We start from the raw sequence: 16,712 nt of genomic DNA on the forward strand, positions 1-16,712 counted from the left end.
ACCCTAGTCCTGACGGCAAGCGGCCCGGTCCCCGGCGGGTTCGAAACTGCCCGACTCCGGGTCGAACAGGTAGACCTGCGCCGCGCCGACGTCGAAGTACATGCCGGTCAGATGCAGCTCACCGCGGGCTTCGGCCTCCGCGACCACCGGGTGGCGCCGCAGGTGGCGCAACTGCTGGAGGATGTTGTGCAGGGCCAGCCGGTCGCCCTCGGCGGCGGGCGGTTCCCCGCCCAGCGAGACCGGCGAGTTCTTCTCGTAGCGCCGCACGCTCGGCTCGGCGTGGCGGAGCCATTCGCGCACCGCGGGCAGCTCGGCGGCCGGGTCCAGCATCAGCTTCATCGCACCGCAGCCCGAGTGGCCGCAGACGACCACCTCCGGGACCCGCAGCACACCGACGGCGTATTCGATCGAGGCGCCGACCGAGCTGTCCAGCGGTGGCCCGGTGTCCCCGGTGACGCCGCTGTCGGCGGGCACCAGGTTGCCGATGTTGCGCACGGCGAACAGGTCACCGGGACCGCTGGTGGTGATCAGGTTCGGCACGATCCGCGAGTCGGCGCAGGTGATGAACAGGGTGTGCGGGTTCTGCCCGTCGGCCAGCCCGCTCAGCGTGCCCTGCACCAGCGGCGCGGTCCGGCGCTGGAACTCCGAGGTGCCCAGCGCCAGCTGCGCGGTGGACGGCGGCGCGCTGCGCTGGTCCGGCAGGTGCGGGCCCGCCTTGGCCTGCCAGTCCGACCACGACGCCAGCCAGCGCGGCACCACCGGGGTGGCGGCCAGCCTGCTCACCGTGGGCGCGCCCGACTTGCCGCGTTCGTAGTACGGGTGCCCGATCTCGTCGACCACCACCACCCCGCCGGTCCGCTCGTGGGCCTGCTGCCAGCTGGACAGGTTCTCGAACGCGGCGTGGTCGAGGTAGTCCACCACCAGCTCGACGGTCACCTCGGTGCGCTCGGGAATGGCGCTGAGCACCTTGGACAGCTTGGGGATGGCCAGGAAGGTCAGCGCGCCGTCGACCACCACGCGCCAGCGGTCGCCGTCGGCCTCGGCGTGGATCTTCGACCGGGTGCGCAGCAGCATCATCACCAGCGAGGTGGCGATGCCGAGCAGCACGCCGGACAGCATGTCGACAAAAACCACGCCGAGCAGGGTGACCAGGTAGATCGGCAGGTCGCCGTGGCGGTGCACCTGGCGGATGTTGCCCACGTCGAGCAGCTTCGCGCCGACGTGCACCAGCAGGCCGCCGAGCGCGGCCAGCGGGATGCTCTCCAGCAGCCCGGCCAGCAGCACGCTGAACAGCAGCACCCAGATCCCGTGCAGCACCGCGGACGCGCGGGTGCGGGCCCCGGCGGCCACGTTGGTGGAGCTGCGCACGATCACCCCGGTGACCGGCAGGCCGCCGATCGCGCCGGAGGCCATGTTGGCCATGCCCTGCCCGACCAGCTCGCGGTTGAGGTTGGTGCGCGGGCCGGTGTGCAGCTTGTCCACCGCGATCGCCGAGAGCAGGCTCTCCACGCTGGCGATCAGCGCGATGGTGAGCACCGCGACGCCGATGTCGAACCAGCCGCCCCCGGGCAGGCGCGGGGCGAACGAGAGCTCCAGCAGGTTGCCGGGCAGTTCGATGCGGTCCAGCTGCAGGCCGGCCACCAGCGCCAGCACGGTGGTGAAGGCGATCGCGGCCAGCGGGCCGGGCACCTTGCGCACGGCCTGCGGCAGGCGCGGCCACAGCAGCAGGATGCCGATGGTCAGCACGCCGATGAAGGCGGCCGTGTCGTGGCTGCCGACCAGCTGGCCGGGCAGCGCGAGCAGGTTGTCCAGCGCGGAGCTCTGCGCGGACCCGCCCAGCACCACGTGGAGCTGGCCGAGCACGATGGTCAGGCCGATGCCGCCGAGCATGCCGTGCACGATGGCGGGCGAGATGGCCAGCGCGGCCCGCGCGATCCGGCTCAGCCCGAGCACGATCTGCAGCGCGCCGGCCGCGACCACCATGGCGCAGGTGGCCGCCCAGCCGAAGCGGGCGATGGTCTCGGCGACCACCACGGTCAGCCCCGCGGCCGGACCGCTGACCTGGAGGGCCGAACCGCCGAACAGACCGGCGACCACCCCGCCCACCACGGCGGCGATCAAGCCCGCCACGATCGGGGCCCCGGAGGCCAGCGCGATGCCGAGGGACAGGGGCACGGCAACGAGGAACACAACAAGCGAAGCGGGCACGTCACGCCGCAATAGGGTGGCGAAGCTCATGATCACCAGAGAACACGGAACAACGCGAAAAGTCCGCTTTGTGAAGACATCCTCATGTTCTGCCCAGGGCGGTTTCGTTACATATTCGGGCTCACGAACCGCTATCTCGCTCAATCACGTGGGCTGGGTCTCACCCGATCCAGACGACAACCGGCAAGAATTGTCGCTCTGCGTACAGAATTAACCCGAGCAACATTCAGTTAACCCTTGTTGTCACAGGATCGGGTGAATTTCGCTCAGGCCTCCGCCGCGGCCGCCACCACCGCCCGCGAGATGGCGGCCACGTCGTCGTCGGTGCTGACGTAGGGCGGCATGGTGTAGATCAGGTCGCGGAACGGGCGGAGCCAGACCCCGTGCTCGGTCACCACCCTGGTCGCGGTCGCCATGTCGACCGGGTGGTCGAGCTGCACCACGCCGATCGCGCCGAGCACGCGGACATCGCGCACCGAGGGCAGGTCCGCGGCCGCCGACAGTCCACTGTGGAGTGCAGACTCGATCCGGCGGACCTCGGCGAGCCAGTCCCGCGAGAGCAGCAGCCCCAGCGAGGCGTTCGCCACCGCGCTGGCGAGCGGATTGGCCATGAAGGTCGGCCCGTGCGCGAGCACCGGCAGTTCGCCCCGCGAAATGCCCCGCGCCACTTCCGGCGTGCACAATGCCGCGGCCATGCTCAGGTAACCGCCGGTCAGCGCCTTTCCGAGGCACAGCACGTCGGGGGTGATCCCGGCGTGCCCGGCGGCGAACAGCGACCCGGACCGGCCGAATCCGGTGGCGATTTCGTCCAGGATGAGCAGCACGTCGTTTTCCGCGGTGATCTCCCGCAGGGCGCGCACGTAGGCCGGGTTGTGGAAACGCATTCCCCCGGCGCCCTGCACCACCGGTTCCACGATGACCGCGGCCAGTTCGTGCGCGTGCGCCGCGATCGCGTCGGCCAGCGTGTCCACATAGGACTGGTCAAGCGGGGCGTCGAACCCGGCGGGCGGTTCCGGCACGAAGACCTGCTCGGCCAGCGTGCCCTTCCACAGCGAGTGCATGCCGCCGTCGGGGTCGCACACGCTCATCGGCTGGAAGGTGTCGCCGTGGTAGCCGCCGCGCCAGGTGAGCAGCCTGCGCTTGGCCGGCTGCCCGGTCGAGCTCCAGTACTGCATGCACATCTTGACCGCGACCTCGATCGAGACCGAGCCGGAGTCGCAGAGGAAGACGTGCTCCAGCCCGTCCGGGGTGAGGTCCACCAGGGTGCGGGAGAGCACGATGGCCGGCTCGTGGGTGAGGCCGCCGAACATCACGTGGCTCATCCGGCCCGCCTGCTCGGCGAGCGCCGCGTCGAGCACCGGGTGCCGGTACCCGTGCACGGCGGCCCACCACGAGGACATGCCGTCGATCAGCTCCCGGCCGTCGGCCAGGTGCAGGCGCACCCCCGCCGCCTCGCGGACCAGCAGCGGGGGCACGGTGCCGGGCATCGGGCCGTACGGGTGCCACACGTGACGCGCGTCGAGCGCGAGCAGTTCCTCCTGGCTCGTCATGGCTGGCACCCTACGGGGCACCGGCTCGCACCCCGGGCTGACCAGGAGCACCCCGCCGCTCGGGCACTCAGCCCAGCCGGACGGGAAGCGCCTCCAGTCCGTGCATCAGCGTGCTCGCCCGCCACCGGAGTTCCGACGGCTCCCCCGCCAGCGCCAGCCCGTCGAACCGGGCAAGCAACCTGCCGATCGCGATCTCCGCCTCCATCCTGGCCAGCGGCGCGCCGACGCAGTAGTGGATGCCGTGCCCGAAGGCCAGGTGCCCGCCGGTGGGCCGCTTGAGGTCGAGCTTCGCGGGCTCCTCGAACCGCTCGCCGTCCCGGTTGGCCGCCAGCAGCGAGATCAGCACGAACTCGCCCTCCCCGATCACCACCTCCCCGACCCGCACCGGCTCGGTGGTGAACCGCAGCGTGGCCAGGTTCACCGGCCCGTCCAGCCGCAGGAACTCCTCGACCGCGCCCGGCAGCAGCGACGGATCGGCCCGCAGCGCGGCCAGCTGGTCCGGGTTCCGCAACAACGCCAGCACGGCGTTGCCGATCAGGTTCACCGTCGTCTCGTGCCCGGCGATCAGCAGCAGGAACACCATCGGCACCAGCTCGTGCTCACCGAGCCGGTCACCGTCCTCGGAGACCTCCACCAGGTCCGAGAGCAGGTCCGGCCCCGGCTCGGCCCGCTTGCGCTCGATCAGCTCGCGCAGGTAGACCACCAGCTCGCCGGCCGCCTTCTCGATCGGCGCCGCCGGATCGGCCGAGACCAGCGTGTTCGACCAGTCGCGGAACTGGGCGCGCTCGGTCTCCGGCACGCCGAGCAGTTCGCAGATCACCGTGATCGGCAGCGGGAAGGCGAAGGCCTCGAGGAGGTCGACCTCGCCCGACATCCGGTCCAGCAGCTCGTCGGTGATCTGCTCGATCCGCGGCCGCAGGCGGTCCACCGACTTCGGCGTGAACGCCTTGTTCACCAGCTTGCGCAACCGGGTGTGCTCCGGCGGGTCGGAGTTGAGCATGTGCGCGGTCAGCGCCGAGGCGAACGGGCGGGCGCCCACGTGCTCGGAGTCCGGTTTGTCGTCGACCTGGGTCTGGAACAGGTCGGAGATCCGCGCCGAGTTCTTGCTCAGCCGCGGGTCGGCCAGCAGCGCCCTGGCCTCGTGGTAGCCGGTGATCACCCAGCCGCGCAGACCGCGCGGCATCACCACCTGCCGAGCCGGGCCCTCGCGGCGGAAGATCTCCGCCATCGCGTGCGGGTCCTGCATGAACGCGTCGTCGAGCCGGACCGGTTCCACGACTGCCGCCATCGTCGCCCCCTTGGTTCGATAACAGTGTTGTCAGTGGGTCAACGATGCCCGGCGCGCTTTGGTGCCCCGAGTCACCAAGACGGCCGTACCGTGCACCGCGCCGAGCAGCACGGGCAGCAGCGCGAGGCTCGACCACGACGCCTCCGGCTCGATCCCGGCCTGCCGCAAACGCTTGCGCGCCCAGCGCGAGAACGGGATCACCACCAGCGGCGAGGTCGCCACCCCCGGCGAATAACCACGCAGGGCCGCCGAAGCGGCCAGGTGCACCCAGCCGTGCGCACCGAACCCGGTCAACGCACTTTGGTAGAAGCGGCTCCGGCCATCGGTCACCGCGCCCGCCACCGACGCCGCCGCGACCACCCCGCCCATCAGGCCGATCGCCACCACGGCGTGCTCGCGCGAGACCCCGGCCCACTTCGGCATGGTGGCCACTTCCTCCAGGTCATGCACCAGCCAAGCGCCGAACAGGCCCAGCGTCGCCGCCTTCGGTACTCGTGCCATCTTCCCACCCTCCCAGCAAATACAACGCACCGTTGCGTTGCTATGTTAACCACACCAGACGAGAGGACGGCGATGCCGGAAGGACGCGGACCGCGGCGGGCCCAGGAGATCTTCGCCGCGACGCTGGACCTGCTCACGGAGCTCGGGTACGACGGGCTGACCGTGGAGGGCGTGGCGGCGCGCTCGGGGGTGAACAAGACCACGCTGTACCGCTGGTGGCCGTCGAAGGACGCGCTGCTCGGCGCGGCCCTGCTGGACGCCCGTCTCTTCGAACTGTCCATTCCGGACACCGGATCGCTGCGGGGCGACCTGGAGTCGTTGCTGCGCCAGGTGAACCGCCTGCTCACCGGCGCCAAGACCGGGGCGATCGCGTCGGCGGCACTGAGCGCGGCCCTGCACCGGCCGGAGCTGGCGGAGGCGCTCAGCGACTTCTTCGGCGACCGGCTCAGCCAGGAGTCGCCGATCTTCGAACGCGCCCGCGAGCGCGGGGAACTGAGCCGGGACACCGATCCCGCGCTGCTGATGGACCTGCTCGGCGGCGCGCTCTGGATGCGCGCGCTGATCCGGCAGGAGGCCCCGCGACCCGGGTTCGTGCGGGAGATCGTGGACGTGGTGCTGCGAGGTGCTTCCGTTGCCTGACCGCCGATACCGCCCCATCTCCCCCGACGTGCTCGCCGACGAGATCACCGAGCGCATCCTGGCCGGCTCGATCACCAGGGTGGCGATCGACGGTGCCGGTGAAGCACCCGGCGTGCTCGCCGACGCCGTGGCCGAACTGCTCCGCCCCCATGGCAGGCAAGCCCTTCGCGTGTCCACAAAGGACTTCCTGCGGGCGGCGTCGTTGCGCTTCGAACGCGGCAAGCGCGACCCCGACGCCCGCTACGACGACTGGCTCGACGTCGGCGGTCTGCGCCGCGAGGTGCTCGACCCGGCCGGTCCCGGCGGCACCGGCCTCGCGCTCCCCGCGCTCTGGGACGCCGAACGCGATCGCGCCACCCGGCTCGACCGCGTCCCGCTGCTGCCCGGCGCGGTGGTGCTGGTGGACGGCGAGTTGCTGCTCGGGCACGGCCTGCCGTTCGACTTCACCGTGCACCTGTGGCTCTCCCCCGGCGCGCTGACCCGCCGCCTGCCGCCCGAGGAGCACTGGGCGCTGCCCGCCTTCGCGCGCTACGACACCGAGGTCGGCCCCGGTGAATTCGCCGACGTGGTGGTCCGCGTGGACGACCCGAAGCACCCGGCGCTGATCGAGCGGACCTGACCCGTGTCACCTTCGCGCCCGCCGGATCGTCAGTACGGAGTGGACGACTTCGAAGCGCATCGCGCGCACCTGCGCGCGATCGCCTACCGGATGCTGGGCTCGGTCGCCGAAGCCGAGGACGCGGTGCAGGAGGCCTGGCTGCGGCTGAACCGGCTCGAGGGGGACCACCCCGACAACCTCGGTGGCTGGCTGCACACCGTGGTCTCCCGCATCTGCCTGGACATGCTGCGGGCGCGCAAGGCCCGCCGCGAGGAACCGCTGGCCGAACTGCCGGCGCCGGGCTGGGGGCGCGAGGACCCGGAAACCGAGGCGGTGCTGGCCGATTCGGTCGGCCGCGCGCTGCTGGTCGTGCTCGACACGCTGGCCCCGGCCGAGCGGATCGCCTTCGTGCTGCACGACCTGTTCGCGGTGCCGTTCGAGCGGATCGCGCCGATCGTGGACCGGAGTCCGGCCACGGCGAAGAAGCTGGCGAGCCGCGCGAGGCAACGGCTGCGCGGGAAGCCGGCGTCACCCGCCGGTGAACTGGCCGCGCGGCGCAAGGTCGTCGAGGCGTTCCTGACCGCTTCGCGCGACGGCGACCTCGACGCGTTGCTCACCATCCTGGCGCCCGACGCCGTCCGCCGCGCCGGTCCCGGCGCGCTCCCCGCGAGCGCCCCGGCCGAGGTGCGTGGTGCCCGGGCCGTGGCCGAGGGCGTGCTGGTGTTCGGCCGCCGCGCGCACCTGGCCGAGGTGGCGCTGGTGGACGGCGAGATCGGCGTGGTGGTGGCCCCGGGCGGACGGCTGGCGCTCGTGCTCACCTTCACCTTCGACGGCGACCGCATCGCCGGGTACGAGGTGATCGCCTCCCCGCGCCGGCTGGCCGAACTCGAGCTCGCGGTCAGCGGATAGCGGCGATCGGGTCACCGGCGAGCATCGTCTCCAGCCGCTTGGCCAGCACGTCCCAGCGCCAGCTGCGGCTGACCCACTCCCGGCCCGCTTCGCCCATGCGCTGGGCGCGGGCCGGGTCGTTCAGCAGCGCGGCGAGCGTCTCGACCTGCTGCATCAGGTCCCGGCCGTCGACCACGTGCCCGGTCACCTCGTCGAGCACGGTCTCCGGTGCCCCGCCCGAACGCCCGGCGATCACCGGCAGGCCGGTCGCCGACGCCTCCAGGTAGACGATGCCCAGCCCCTCCACGTCGAGGCCCTTGCCGCGGGTCCGCGCCGGCATGGCGAACACGTCGCCAGCGGTGTAGTGCGCGGGCAGTTCCTCCCACGGCACCGAACCGGTGAGCACCACGTCCCCGCCGAGGTCGAGCGAGTCCACCAGCCCGGCCAGCTTCGCGCGGTACGGCCCGCCGCCGACCAGCAGCAGCGCCACGTCCGGCACGCGCTTGCGCAGTTCCAGCATGGCGAGCACGAGCATGTCCTGGCCCTTGCGGGGCACCAGCCTGGACACGCACACCACGGTCGGCCGGTCGCCGAGGCCGTAGCGCTTGCGGATCGACTCGCGCGCGGCCTGGTCCGGGCGGAACAGCTCGGTGTCCACACCGGACGGCAGGTGCTCCAGCCCGGCCATCGGCCCGAACGCGGCGGCGAACCGGTTGCGGGTGTACTCGCTGACGAAGGTGACCACGTCGGCGGTGTCGCCGATCCGCCGCAGCGCCTGCCGCGCGGCGGGCAGCATCGACCAGCCGACCTCGTGCCCGTGCGTGCTGGCCAGCACCCGCTGCGCCCCGGCCGCCCGCAGCGGGTGGCCGAGCAGCGCGAGCGGCGCCGCCGCGCCGAACCAGACCGCCTCGCACTCGCGCGCCCGCATGATCTGCTTCGCGCGGCGCAGCACGCCCGGCGTCGGCACCATCAGCGAGGTCGGGTGGCGCACCACCTCGAACGGGGCGGCCGCGTCGAACTCCGCGTCACCGCGCCACGCCGGTGCGTAGACCACCAGGTCGTCCGCGGGCACCCGGGTGGCCAGCGCGTGCAGGTAGGCCTGGATGCCGCCGTGGCGGGGCGGGAAGTCGTTGGTGACCAAGAGCGTTCGGCGCACCAGGCGAGGCTAGCGGGAAGCACGAAGGCCGCCTTCCCCGGGAGGAAGGCGGCCTTCGCGTGTGGTTGTCCTGGGCGTCAGGCGACGCGGCGGGCACCCACGTAGTTCTTCTGCAGCGGCGAGACCTTGACCACGTCACCCGTGGTCGGGGCGTGCACCATGTTGCCGCCGCCGATGTAGATGCCGACGTGCGAGACCGGCGAGTTGTAGAACACCAGATCGCCCGGCTGCAGCTGATCCCGGGGGATCGACTTGCCGAAGGTCGACTGGGCCTTCGAGGTGCGCGGGAGGCTGATCCCGGCCTGCTTGTAGGCCCAGCCGGTCAGGCCGGAGCAGTCGAAGGAGTTCGGGCCGGTGGCACCCCAGGAGTAGGGCTTGCCGCGCTTGCCCATGGCCGCGTCGACCGCGGTCTGGGCGGCGGCACCGGGGGCCTTGATCGGGCCGACGTCTTCGCCGGTGTCCTTCTGCGCGGCCTTGTCACCGTCGCTGAGGTTGCCGTAGGCGTCCTCGAGCTTGTCCTTCTGGTCCTCGAGCGAGGCCTTGCGCTGCTCGATGTCCGACTTGAGCCGGGAGGCCTCGTCCTTGGCCGCTTGGGCGCGGCCCTGGGCGTCGGCGGCCAGCTGGCGGGCGTCGGCGGCCTGCTTGAGCGAGCCGGCGTAACCCTGCAGCACGTTGTTCTGGTCGGTGGCCAGCACGTCCAGCGCGGACGAGCGGTCCAGGAAGTCCTGGGCCGAGTTGCCGGTCAGCAGCGCGGACATCTTGTTCAGCTGGGCGCCGCTGGTGAACGACGCGCCGGCGAACTTGTCCACGTCGACCCGGTAGCGCTCGATGTCGGCGCTGGCCGTGCTCTCGGTCTGCTTGGCCGCCTCGAGGTCCTGGTTCGCCTTGTCGAGTTCGCCCTGCTTGGCCTTCTCGTCCTCGACGGCGTTGAGGTGGTCCTCGTTGAGCTTCTCGGCCTGCTCGGCGAGTTCGCGGTACTTCTTGAGCGCCTCGGACTCGCTGCTCGGGGGTTGCTGGGGGGCGAGGATGGGGGTGGCGGTGGCGGGTGCCTGGGACAGCGTCACGGCCGCGATGACGGCGGTGGCTGCCAGAGCGCCTGAAACCACGCGCTTTACCGGATGCGACTGCACGTCGCGCGTGTCTCCTTTGCGTTCGGCCGCCTCACCGGGACACCTGCGCGACGAGGTCGGGGGCCCTCGTCACTGGCCGGATGGGCGGACACAGCACCCGTTTCCGGCCGGCGTCGGACAACCGCGCGCCCGGCAGCCACCGCACCAGGCAGGGCAGGCAGAGCACGCAGTATTTCCGGTTCAGCTCCCCGACAAAGCTGCTACGGCGGCAATCCCGTGTCGCCATCCCTTGTGCGACGGCTACCGGCCACGAGATCTCGGCCAGGTTACGAAATAGGGGCCTGCGCGTCCACCATCGGAACGACAAAAACTCTCAGTAGCGAGAGGAATCACCAGATGGACCAGCGGGGACACGATCGGTGTGACCAGTGCAACAGTTCACTACTCTGCGATGAGAGAACCGCTCACCCGATGGGATCGACCGCTCGCCGAAACGTCCGGTGGGTGAAGCCGATCACCGGGCCGTCCGCCGGGCTCTTTCTACCGTGTGGCGATCGCTCGGGCCGGTCGGAAATTCCCGGGATGAGATGGCTCACTAAGCTGCGTTCGTGGTTGGTGCGGAGGATGTGGAAACGGCCGTCGGGCTCGCTTTGACTACGTTGGCCGGCGCGCCGGCGGAGAAGTGGGAAAACCCGGCCGGAACGCTGGCGTGGACCTGCTGGGAAACCGCCGAGCACCTGGCCGACGACCTGTTCGCCTATGCCGCGCAACTGGGCCTGCGGCGGCCTCCGGTGGACCGGTACGTGCCGTTCGAAATGATCCGCCGACGGCCCGAAGCACCGGACGGCGTGGTGTTCGCCGATCGCTCGGCGGGGCCGTCCGGGCTGCTCCAGGTGCTCGACTCGTGCGGCGCGCTGCTCGCCGCGGTGGTGCGCACGGCCCCGCCGACGGCCCGCTGCTTCCACTCGCTCGGCACCGCCGACGCCGCCGGCGCGGCGGCGATGGGCGTGGTGGAGACCCTGGTGCACACGCACGACCTGGCCGCGGGGCTGGGCCTCACCTGGACCCCGCCCGAGGACCTGTGCGACCGCACCCTGCTCCGCCTGTTCCCGGACGCCCCCACCGACACCCCGCGCTGGCCGACCCTGCTGTGGGCGACGGGCCGGGGCGACCTCCCCGGCCACCCGCGCCCGACGTCGTGGCGCTGGGACAGCTCGATCCGCGCCTAGGCCCCGGCGAGGCGCTGTGAATGTGGCTTTCACTGCGGAATGTGCAGTGAAAGCCACCTTCACCGCACACGCTCAGCGCCCGGCGAACTCCCAGTGCCAGGGTTCTTCCCGGCCCCGTCCCGGCTGCGCCCAGCCCGGGTTGACCCAGCCGTACGAGCGCGCGTTCGCCGCCAGCCAGCCGTACTCCGGCGTGCCGAACGACTGCACCCCGCCGCACATGTCCACCGCGAGCCCCCAGCCGTGGTTGCTCGTGCCCGGCACGGCGGCCAGCGAGGGCTTCCGCCGGTACAGGTCCACCTGACCGGCGAACGTGCGGTACGAGTCCGTCACGCACAGCGGACGGCCGAACGTCCCGGCGAAGGCCGACGACAGCGCGGCGAACGTCTGCGCCGCGTCGCACCTCAGCACGTGGGAGCCGATGCCGATGGGGCACAGCGCGCCCGCCGGGATCAGGCCGTTCGGGAACCCGCCCCACGCGCCGGCCGCCTGGTCGGTGCCGGGGGCGGCGGGCGGCAGTTCGACGCCACCACACCGCCAGGTCAGTTCCCCCGGACCCCGCTGCGGCACCGGCACGGCCTCCCGCGTGCCCAGCGCGGGCCTGGCCACGCCGAGCACGCTGTCCCCGGCGGGCAGGTCGGCGACCACCACCCCGGCCAGCCGGGCGTCCGCGGCGAGCATGGTGCGGCTGTCCAGCACCACCCCGACCGACTGCACCCCGTACTTCGCCGGCCCGATGAACACCAGGTCACCCGGCTGGGCGTCGGCGAGCGGCACCGGCTTGCCCACCGCCAGCTGCTCCCCCGCCGAACCCGGCAGCGGCAACCCGGCCCCGGAGAACACCGAGCGCACCAGCCCGTCGCACGAGTACGCCACCGGCCCCTCGCCACCGTCCTTGGGCACGTACGGCTTGCCGAGCGCCCCGATGCCCGCGGTCACCGCGTCGATGGTCTCCTTCGGCAGCACCAGTATCCGCTGACCGTCCACACTGGACTCCGCGACGCCGGCCTGCGGGCCGCCGGAACCGGCCAGCGGCCGTAACCCGGCGGGCAGCTTCGCCGGATCGGCCAGCGCCGCGGCCGAGGGCGGTTTGATCCCGGCCGCCGCGAGCCGGTCGGTGTAGGCCTTCCAGTTCGACGCGGTCTGCGAGTTCCGGTCCCGCTGCGCCCGCTGCTGCTCGACGACCGCGGCGTTGGCGTCGTCGATCGGGCCGCGCAGTTCCGAGCTGATCGCGTCCGCGCGGTTGGTGGCGTCCCCGTTGCGACTGTCCAATTCGGCCTTGCGCTCGGCGGCCGTCTTCTCCGCACCCGCCGCGACGCCCTCCGCTTCGACCGCCCTGCGTTGCCGGTCCAGCGCGCTGTTGAGGCGAGCGTCCTGGTCCTCGCGCAGGTGGTCCACCATGGACTTGCCGTTGAGCAGATCGCTGGCGTTGGTGGCGCTGAACAACAACCGCACGTTGTCGGGCCGCCCCAGCGAGGTGAACACCGATCTGGTGAACTCGTCGGCTTCCCCGCGGATGGCGGTCAACTGCGCTTCGGCGTCCAGCCGCTCGGCGGTGGCGTGCTGCAGTTGCGCGGTCGCGGTGCCGAGTTCGGCTTCGGCGGCCTCGATCCGCCCGGCCAGCTCACCGAGTTCCTTCTGCACGTCCGAGGCGGTGCGCTGGAGATCGGCGACCTTGGGATCGGCGAACGCCTCACCCGGCCGCGGGTCCCCCGGCCCGGTCCCCGGCGCCACCCCGGCTTCCACGCGCAGATCCCCGGGATCCGCGGGCACGTCGTTCTGGGCGCCCGCCGTCGGGGCCACGAGCAGCGCGCCCGCGAACACCAGCGGCAGCGCCAGGCCGGCTCTGGCCCGCATCCACGTCCTCCACCTGGTCGACAACACCGGACAAACGCTTGTTGTCCTACCGTCATCAACGGGCGAGGGCCACTCGGGTCACTCCTCGGAACGGTTGCGGTTCGGCATCGGGGCCCGAGGACCACGCGCTGCCGAACCGCAACCGCTCCCCCCTACTCCGCGCGCAGGCCGTCCAGCCTGGTCACCTGACGCAGCAACGGCCAGGTCAGCGCCGTGGTGACCAGCACGGCCAGCACCGCCGCGCCGCCCATGGTGAGGAGCAGGCCGACGTCGAGGGTGAACGGCAGCCCGACGTACCGCAGCGTCGGCACGGTCAGCCCGAGCCCGGCCGCGATCGCCAGCACCACCCCGACCAGCACCGGGATCGCGTTCTGCCACAGCGATCCGCGGGCCAGCACCGACAACGGCACCCCGGACGCCGACAGCGCCGCCAGCGGCCGCCGCCGCTCGACGATCTGCTCGATGGACAGCATGAGCAGGCTCAGCGCCGCCACCGAGAGCACGAACGCCGAGGCCGCCAGCAGCGCGGCGCGGAAGGTGCCCGTGCGCTCGTCGAGCTGGGCGCTCACCACCCCGGGTTGCTGGACCGCCCGCACGTGGACGTCCCAGCCCAGCGGGCTGAGCGCGGCGGCGGCCCGGTCGATCACCGCGTTGGGCTCCCCCGGCCCCGACACGGTGAAGGTGATCGAACCGTCCGGCCGCACCGAACCGAGCGCGCCCGGGGTGACCAGCAGGTTCCCCGTCACCATCTGGGCGGCCTCGGCACCGGGCACCGTCCGCACCTGCGCCGGCACCGTCCACATCGGACCCGGCCGCGGTTCGCCGTTCTGGTAGCCGTAGAACTGCAGCTCTCCGGTCGGCGGCCCGGTCCACGGTTGCGAAGAGCCTTCCGGGACGCCGACGGCGAACACGTCGCCGTCCGCGCACGAAGGCAGGTTCGCCATGGTCCGCAACGCGGCGCAGTCCCCGATCTCCACGCCGGTCGAGTCGCGCCCGGACTTGGCCCCGGGCGGCCGCAGCGTGGCCGAGGCCACCTCGTGCACCCCGGTCAGGCCCGGCACCCCGGCGAGCCGCTGCCGCACCTCGTCCGCGTGCCCGCCGTCCGTCACGATCTCGGCGGCCAGCGCCTGGGGCGGCTGCCAGCCGGTGCGCTTGGCGTCGTCGGCGGTCAGCGAGACCATCAGCGTCTGGATCAGGATGGTGCCGGCCAGCACGACCACGAGCCCGGACACCACCCGGCTCGCCGTCCCCCCGTCCATCTGCAGCCGTCGCACCGCGAACTGCAGCGACGGCGTACCGCCGCGCAACCCGCGCACCACCTTCTCCACCGCCCACGGCAGCAGGGCGGCCACCCCGATCAGCAGCAGCGCGCTGCCCACGCTCAACGCGATGCCCACCGCGTCGCCGTTGTCCCGCTCCTCGGCGAGCAGCGTGAGCCCCATCAGCAGCGCGCCCAGCCCGGTGATCCCCCAGCGCCACCACATCCGGCGCTTGATCGGCTTGCTCTGCCGCACCACGCCCAGCGGTTCGACGATGGTCCGGCGCAGGCCGAAGATCGCCGTGCCGACGGCGAGCCCGGGCACGAGCAGCGCGATCAGCACGGCCAGCTGCCACGGCGGCACGAAGTCCTCCGGGAACAGCTTCAGCCCGAACAGGTCGAGCTGCCCGATCAGCGGGCGCAGCGCGAGGAACAACGCAGTGCCCACCACGAGCCCGGCGAGCGCGCCGAGCAGCGACTCGGCCGCGGCGATCCGGCGCACCTGCCGCGCGTCCACGCCGAGCAGCCGCAGCGCGGCGAGCCGGCGTTCGCGTTGCGCCGCGCCCATCCGGGACGCGGTGGTGACGAAGATCAGCAGCGGCAGCAGCAGCGCCACCACGATCGGCGCCATCAGCAACGCCGTGGTGGCGTCGAGCATGAACCCGTCAGGCGGCACCCCGAAGCCGGTGACCAGTTCGGTGCCCTCGGTCTGGCTGAGCCGCTCGACCGTGGTGCCGAGGTAGAGCTTCAGGTCGCCCGCGTCGTCCAGCCCCGCCTTGCCGATCTCCCCGGCCACCGTGCCGGGCACGCGTGCCCGCACCGAGTCGCCCTTCGGCCCGGCGAGCAGTTCGGCCACCGCGGGCGAGACGAACAGCTCCCCCGGCGCCGGGATCCGGTCGAGACCGGGTGGCACCGGCGAATTCGGCCCGCTCGCCGCGACCACGTGCGTGACCAGGTAGTCGTCGTCCAGCTCGGTGTACCAGCCGTAGGAGTGGAGCGGGTCCACCCCCGGCCGCGGGTCGGTGACCTCGGCGTTCGCCGCCTCCCGCGCGTCGTACTCGGAAACCACGTTCCCGACCGAGGCGGCGGGCAGCAGGATCGCCACCACCAGTGCCACGCCGATGGTGGTCATCACCAGCCGCAGCAGCGCCTGCCCGGACATCCGGCCGCCCCCGACGGCCAGCCGGAGCCCGAGCACCAGGTCGCGGATCACGAGACCAGCTCCCGATCACTCGCCTTCCCGTCGCGCACCACGACCTCGCGATCGGAATACGCGGCGACGCGGGGTTCGTGCGTCACCAGCACCACCGCGGCCTGCGTGGTGCGCGCGGCGTCGGTGAGCATGCGCATCACCATCTCGCCGTTGAGCGAGTCCAGCGCCCCGGTCGGCTCGTCGGCGAAGATCACCTTCGGCCCGGTGACCAGCGCCCTGGCCACCGCCACCCGCTGCCCCTGCCCACCGGAGACGTCACCGGGACGGCGTCCGCCCAGCTCACCGACCTCGAGCCGGTCCAGCCACTGGCGGGCCTTGGCCTCGGCGGGGCCCCGCTTGACCCCGGTCAGCCGCAGCGGCAGCGCCACGTTCTCCAGGCAGGTCAGCTCCGGTACGAGCTGGCCGAACTGGAAGACGAAGCCGAAATCGGTGCGGCGCAGCGCGCTGCGCTCCTTGTCGCTCATGCCGATCAGGTCGCGGCCCTGGTACTCGATCGCGCCCGAGTCCGGGGTGACGATCCCGGCGAGGCAGTGCAGCAGCGTCGACTTGCCGGAACCGGACGGGCCCATCACGGCGAGGACCTCACCGGCGCGCACCGAGACGTCCGCCCCGCGCAGGGCGCTGGTCTGGCCGAAGGACTTGTGCAGGTCACGCGCCCGCAGCAGTGGCTGGTTCACGCGCGCACCGCCTCGGCGAGCGCGTCCAGCCTGGCCGCGGTCAGCTCCAGCCACCGGAGGTCGGCCTCCAGGTGGAACAACGCGTGGTCGCAGATCAACTGGTCGGCCAAGTCTCCCCCGGTCTTGCGCTTGGTCAGCTCCCGCATCACCTTCAGGTGCGCGGCGCGCTGGCTGTCCAGCACGTCGGTGGCGCTGCGGCCGGACAGCAGCGCGAGCACCACCTTCGTGTAGAGCGTGTTCTGCAGGTACGGCTCCGGGCTCTCCGGCGTGGCCAGCCACGACTCGACGTCGGTGACCCCGGCGTCGGTGATGGTGTAGCGCTTGCGGTCCGGACCGTCCCCCTGTTCGACGCCCGCCTCGACGACCAGCCCGTTGCGCAGCAGTCGCGAGAGCGTCGAGTACACCTGCCCGTAGGCGAGCGGGCGCCCCTGGGCGAACTGCTCGTCGTACGAGCGCTTCAGGTCGTAGCCGTGTCGCGGCCCCGTTTCCAGCAGGGCGAGCAATGTGCGCGATACCGACATGCGACCTCCTTCCCCATGATCTTGCTTGCCTGTGCGAGGGACTATACACGGTAGGTATACAC

14 protein-coding genes are annotated in these 16,712 nt (G+C 72.1%); 4 read left to right on the forward strand and 10 right to left on the reverse strand.

Features of this window, described 5'->3' with window-relative positions; all coding sequences use genetic code 11:
- Positions 1-3: 3 nt before the first annotated feature.
- The 4 genes from JYK18_RS43380 to JYK18_RS43395 form a co-directional block, all read right to left on the reverse strand.
- The gene (locus tag JYK18_RS43380; RefSeq protein ID WP_206809822.1) at positions 4-2,238 is read right to left on the reverse strand and encodes a bifunctional SulP family inorganic anion transporter/carbonic anhydrase; all 2,235 of its coding nucleotides are present in this window, start codon (positions 2,236-2,238) and stop codon (positions 4-6) included.
- Between the two features lie 236 nt (positions 2,239-2,474).
- Positions 2,475-3,758 carry an adenosylmethionine--8-amino-7-oxononanoate transaminase gene (locus tag JYK18_RS43385; protein ID WP_206809823.1) on the reverse strand — a complete coding sequence of 428 codons (1,284 nt, stop codon included), beginning with the start codon at positions 3,756-3,758 and terminating at the stop codon, positions 2,475-2,477.
- A gap of 67 nt (positions 3,759-3,825) precedes the next feature.
- On the reverse strand, positions 3,826-5,046 hold the full coding sequence (locus tag JYK18_RS43390) for a cytochrome P450 (protein ID WP_206809825.1): 1,221 nt from the start codon (positions 5,044-5,046) through the stop codon (positions 3,826-3,828).
- Positions 5,047-5,076: 30 nt separating this feature from the next.
- On the reverse strand, positions 5,077-5,547 hold the full coding sequence (locus JYK18_RS43395; protein WP_206809826.1) for an HXXEE domain-containing protein: 471 nt from the start codon (positions 5,545-5,547) through the stop codon (positions 5,077-5,079).
- 72 nt (positions 5,548-5,619) lie between these two features.
- Between JYK18_RS43395 and JYK18_RS43400 the strand changes: the two genes are divergently transcribed.
- From JYK18_RS43400 to JYK18_RS43410, 3 genes are read left to right on the forward strand one after another with little or no spacing between them, the layout of a single operon-like run.
- Entirely contained in the window at positions 5,620-6,186 is a 567-nt protein-coding gene (locus JYK18_RS43400) for a TetR/AcrR family transcriptional regulator (RefSeq protein ID WP_206809827.1), read from the forward strand.
- A complete protein-coding gene (locus JYK18_RS43405) occupies positions 6,179-6,805 on the forward strand; it encodes a uridine kinase (RefSeq protein WP_206809828.1) in 627 nt (208 codons plus the stop codon). Before JYK18_RS43400 ends, JYK18_RS43405 begins: the two co-directional genes overlap by 8 nt.
- Positions 6,806-6,844: 39 nt before the next feature.
- Positions 6,845-7,693: a sigma-70 family RNA polymerase sigma factor gene (locus tag JYK18_RS43410; protein ID WP_307796333.1), complete on the forward strand. Its 849-nt coding sequence runs from the start codon at positions 6,845-6,847 to the stop codon at positions 7,691-7,693.
- Here the strand turns inward: JYK18_RS43410 and JYK18_RS43415 are convergent.
- Both JYK18_RS43415 and JYK18_RS43420 read right to left on the reverse strand, forming a co-directional pair.
- Positions 7,683-8,828, reverse strand: a complete 1,146-nt coding sequence (locus tag JYK18_RS43415; RefSeq protein ID WP_206809829.1) for a glycosyltransferase family 4 protein — start codon at positions 8,826-8,828, stop codon at positions 7,683-7,685. The two genes, JYK18_RS43410 and JYK18_RS43415, sit on opposite strands and share 11 nt — an antisense overlap.
- A gap of 77 nt (positions 8,829-8,905) precedes the next feature.
- A complete protein-coding gene (locus JYK18_RS43420; RefSeq protein WP_206809830.1) occupies positions 8,906-9,958 on the reverse strand; it encodes an NlpC/P60 family protein in 1,053 nt (350 codons plus the stop codon).
- A 548-nt stretch (positions 9,959-10,506) separates the two neighbouring features.
- Between JYK18_RS43420 and JYK18_RS43425 the strand changes: the two genes are divergently transcribed.
- On the forward strand, positions 10,507-11,127 hold the full coding sequence (locus JYK18_RS43425; RefSeq protein WP_206809831.1) for a maleylpyruvate isomerase N-terminal domain-containing protein: 621 nt from the start codon (positions 10,507-10,509) through the stop codon (positions 11,125-11,127).
- Between the two features lie 72 nt (positions 11,128-11,199).
- Here JYK18_RS43425 and JYK18_RS43430 read toward each other — a convergent pair whose 3' ends face one another.
- The 4 genes from JYK18_RS43430 to JYK18_RS43445 all read right to left on the reverse strand — a co-directional run bounded on the left by JYK18_RS43430 (position 11,200) and on the right by JYK18_RS43445 (position 16,650).
- Entirely contained in the window at positions 11,200-12,981 is a 1,782-nt protein-coding gene (locus tag JYK18_RS43430; protein WP_206809833.1) for a D-alanyl-D-alanine carboxypeptidase family protein, read from the reverse strand.
- Between the two features lie 152 nt (positions 12,982-13,133).
- Complete coding sequence (locus tag JYK18_RS43435; RefSeq protein WP_206809835.1) at positions 13,134-15,452, reverse strand: FtsX-like permease family protein; 2,319 nt, start codon at positions 15,450-15,452, stop codon at positions 13,134-13,136.
- Complete coding sequence (locus JYK18_RS43440) at positions 15,449-16,129, reverse strand: ABC transporter ATP-binding protein (RefSeq protein ID WP_206809837.1); 681 nt, start codon at positions 16,127-16,129, stop codon at positions 15,449-15,451. Before JYK18_RS43440 ends, JYK18_RS43435 begins: the two co-directional genes overlap by 4 nt.
- Positions 16,126-16,650, reverse strand: a complete 525-nt coding sequence (locus JYK18_RS43445; protein WP_206809839.1) for a PadR family transcriptional regulator — start codon at positions 16,648-16,650, stop codon at positions 16,126-16,128. The genes JYK18_RS43440 and JYK18_RS43445 overlap by 4 nt, the downstream gene beginning before the upstream one ends.
- Positions 16,651-16,712: the final 62 nt, after the last annotated feature.

Source organism: Amycolatopsis sp. 195334CR (genome assembly GCF_017309385.1).
Classification (GTDB): domain Bacteria; phylum Actinomycetota; class Actinomycetes; order Mycobacteriales; family Pseudonocardiaceae; genus Amycolatopsis.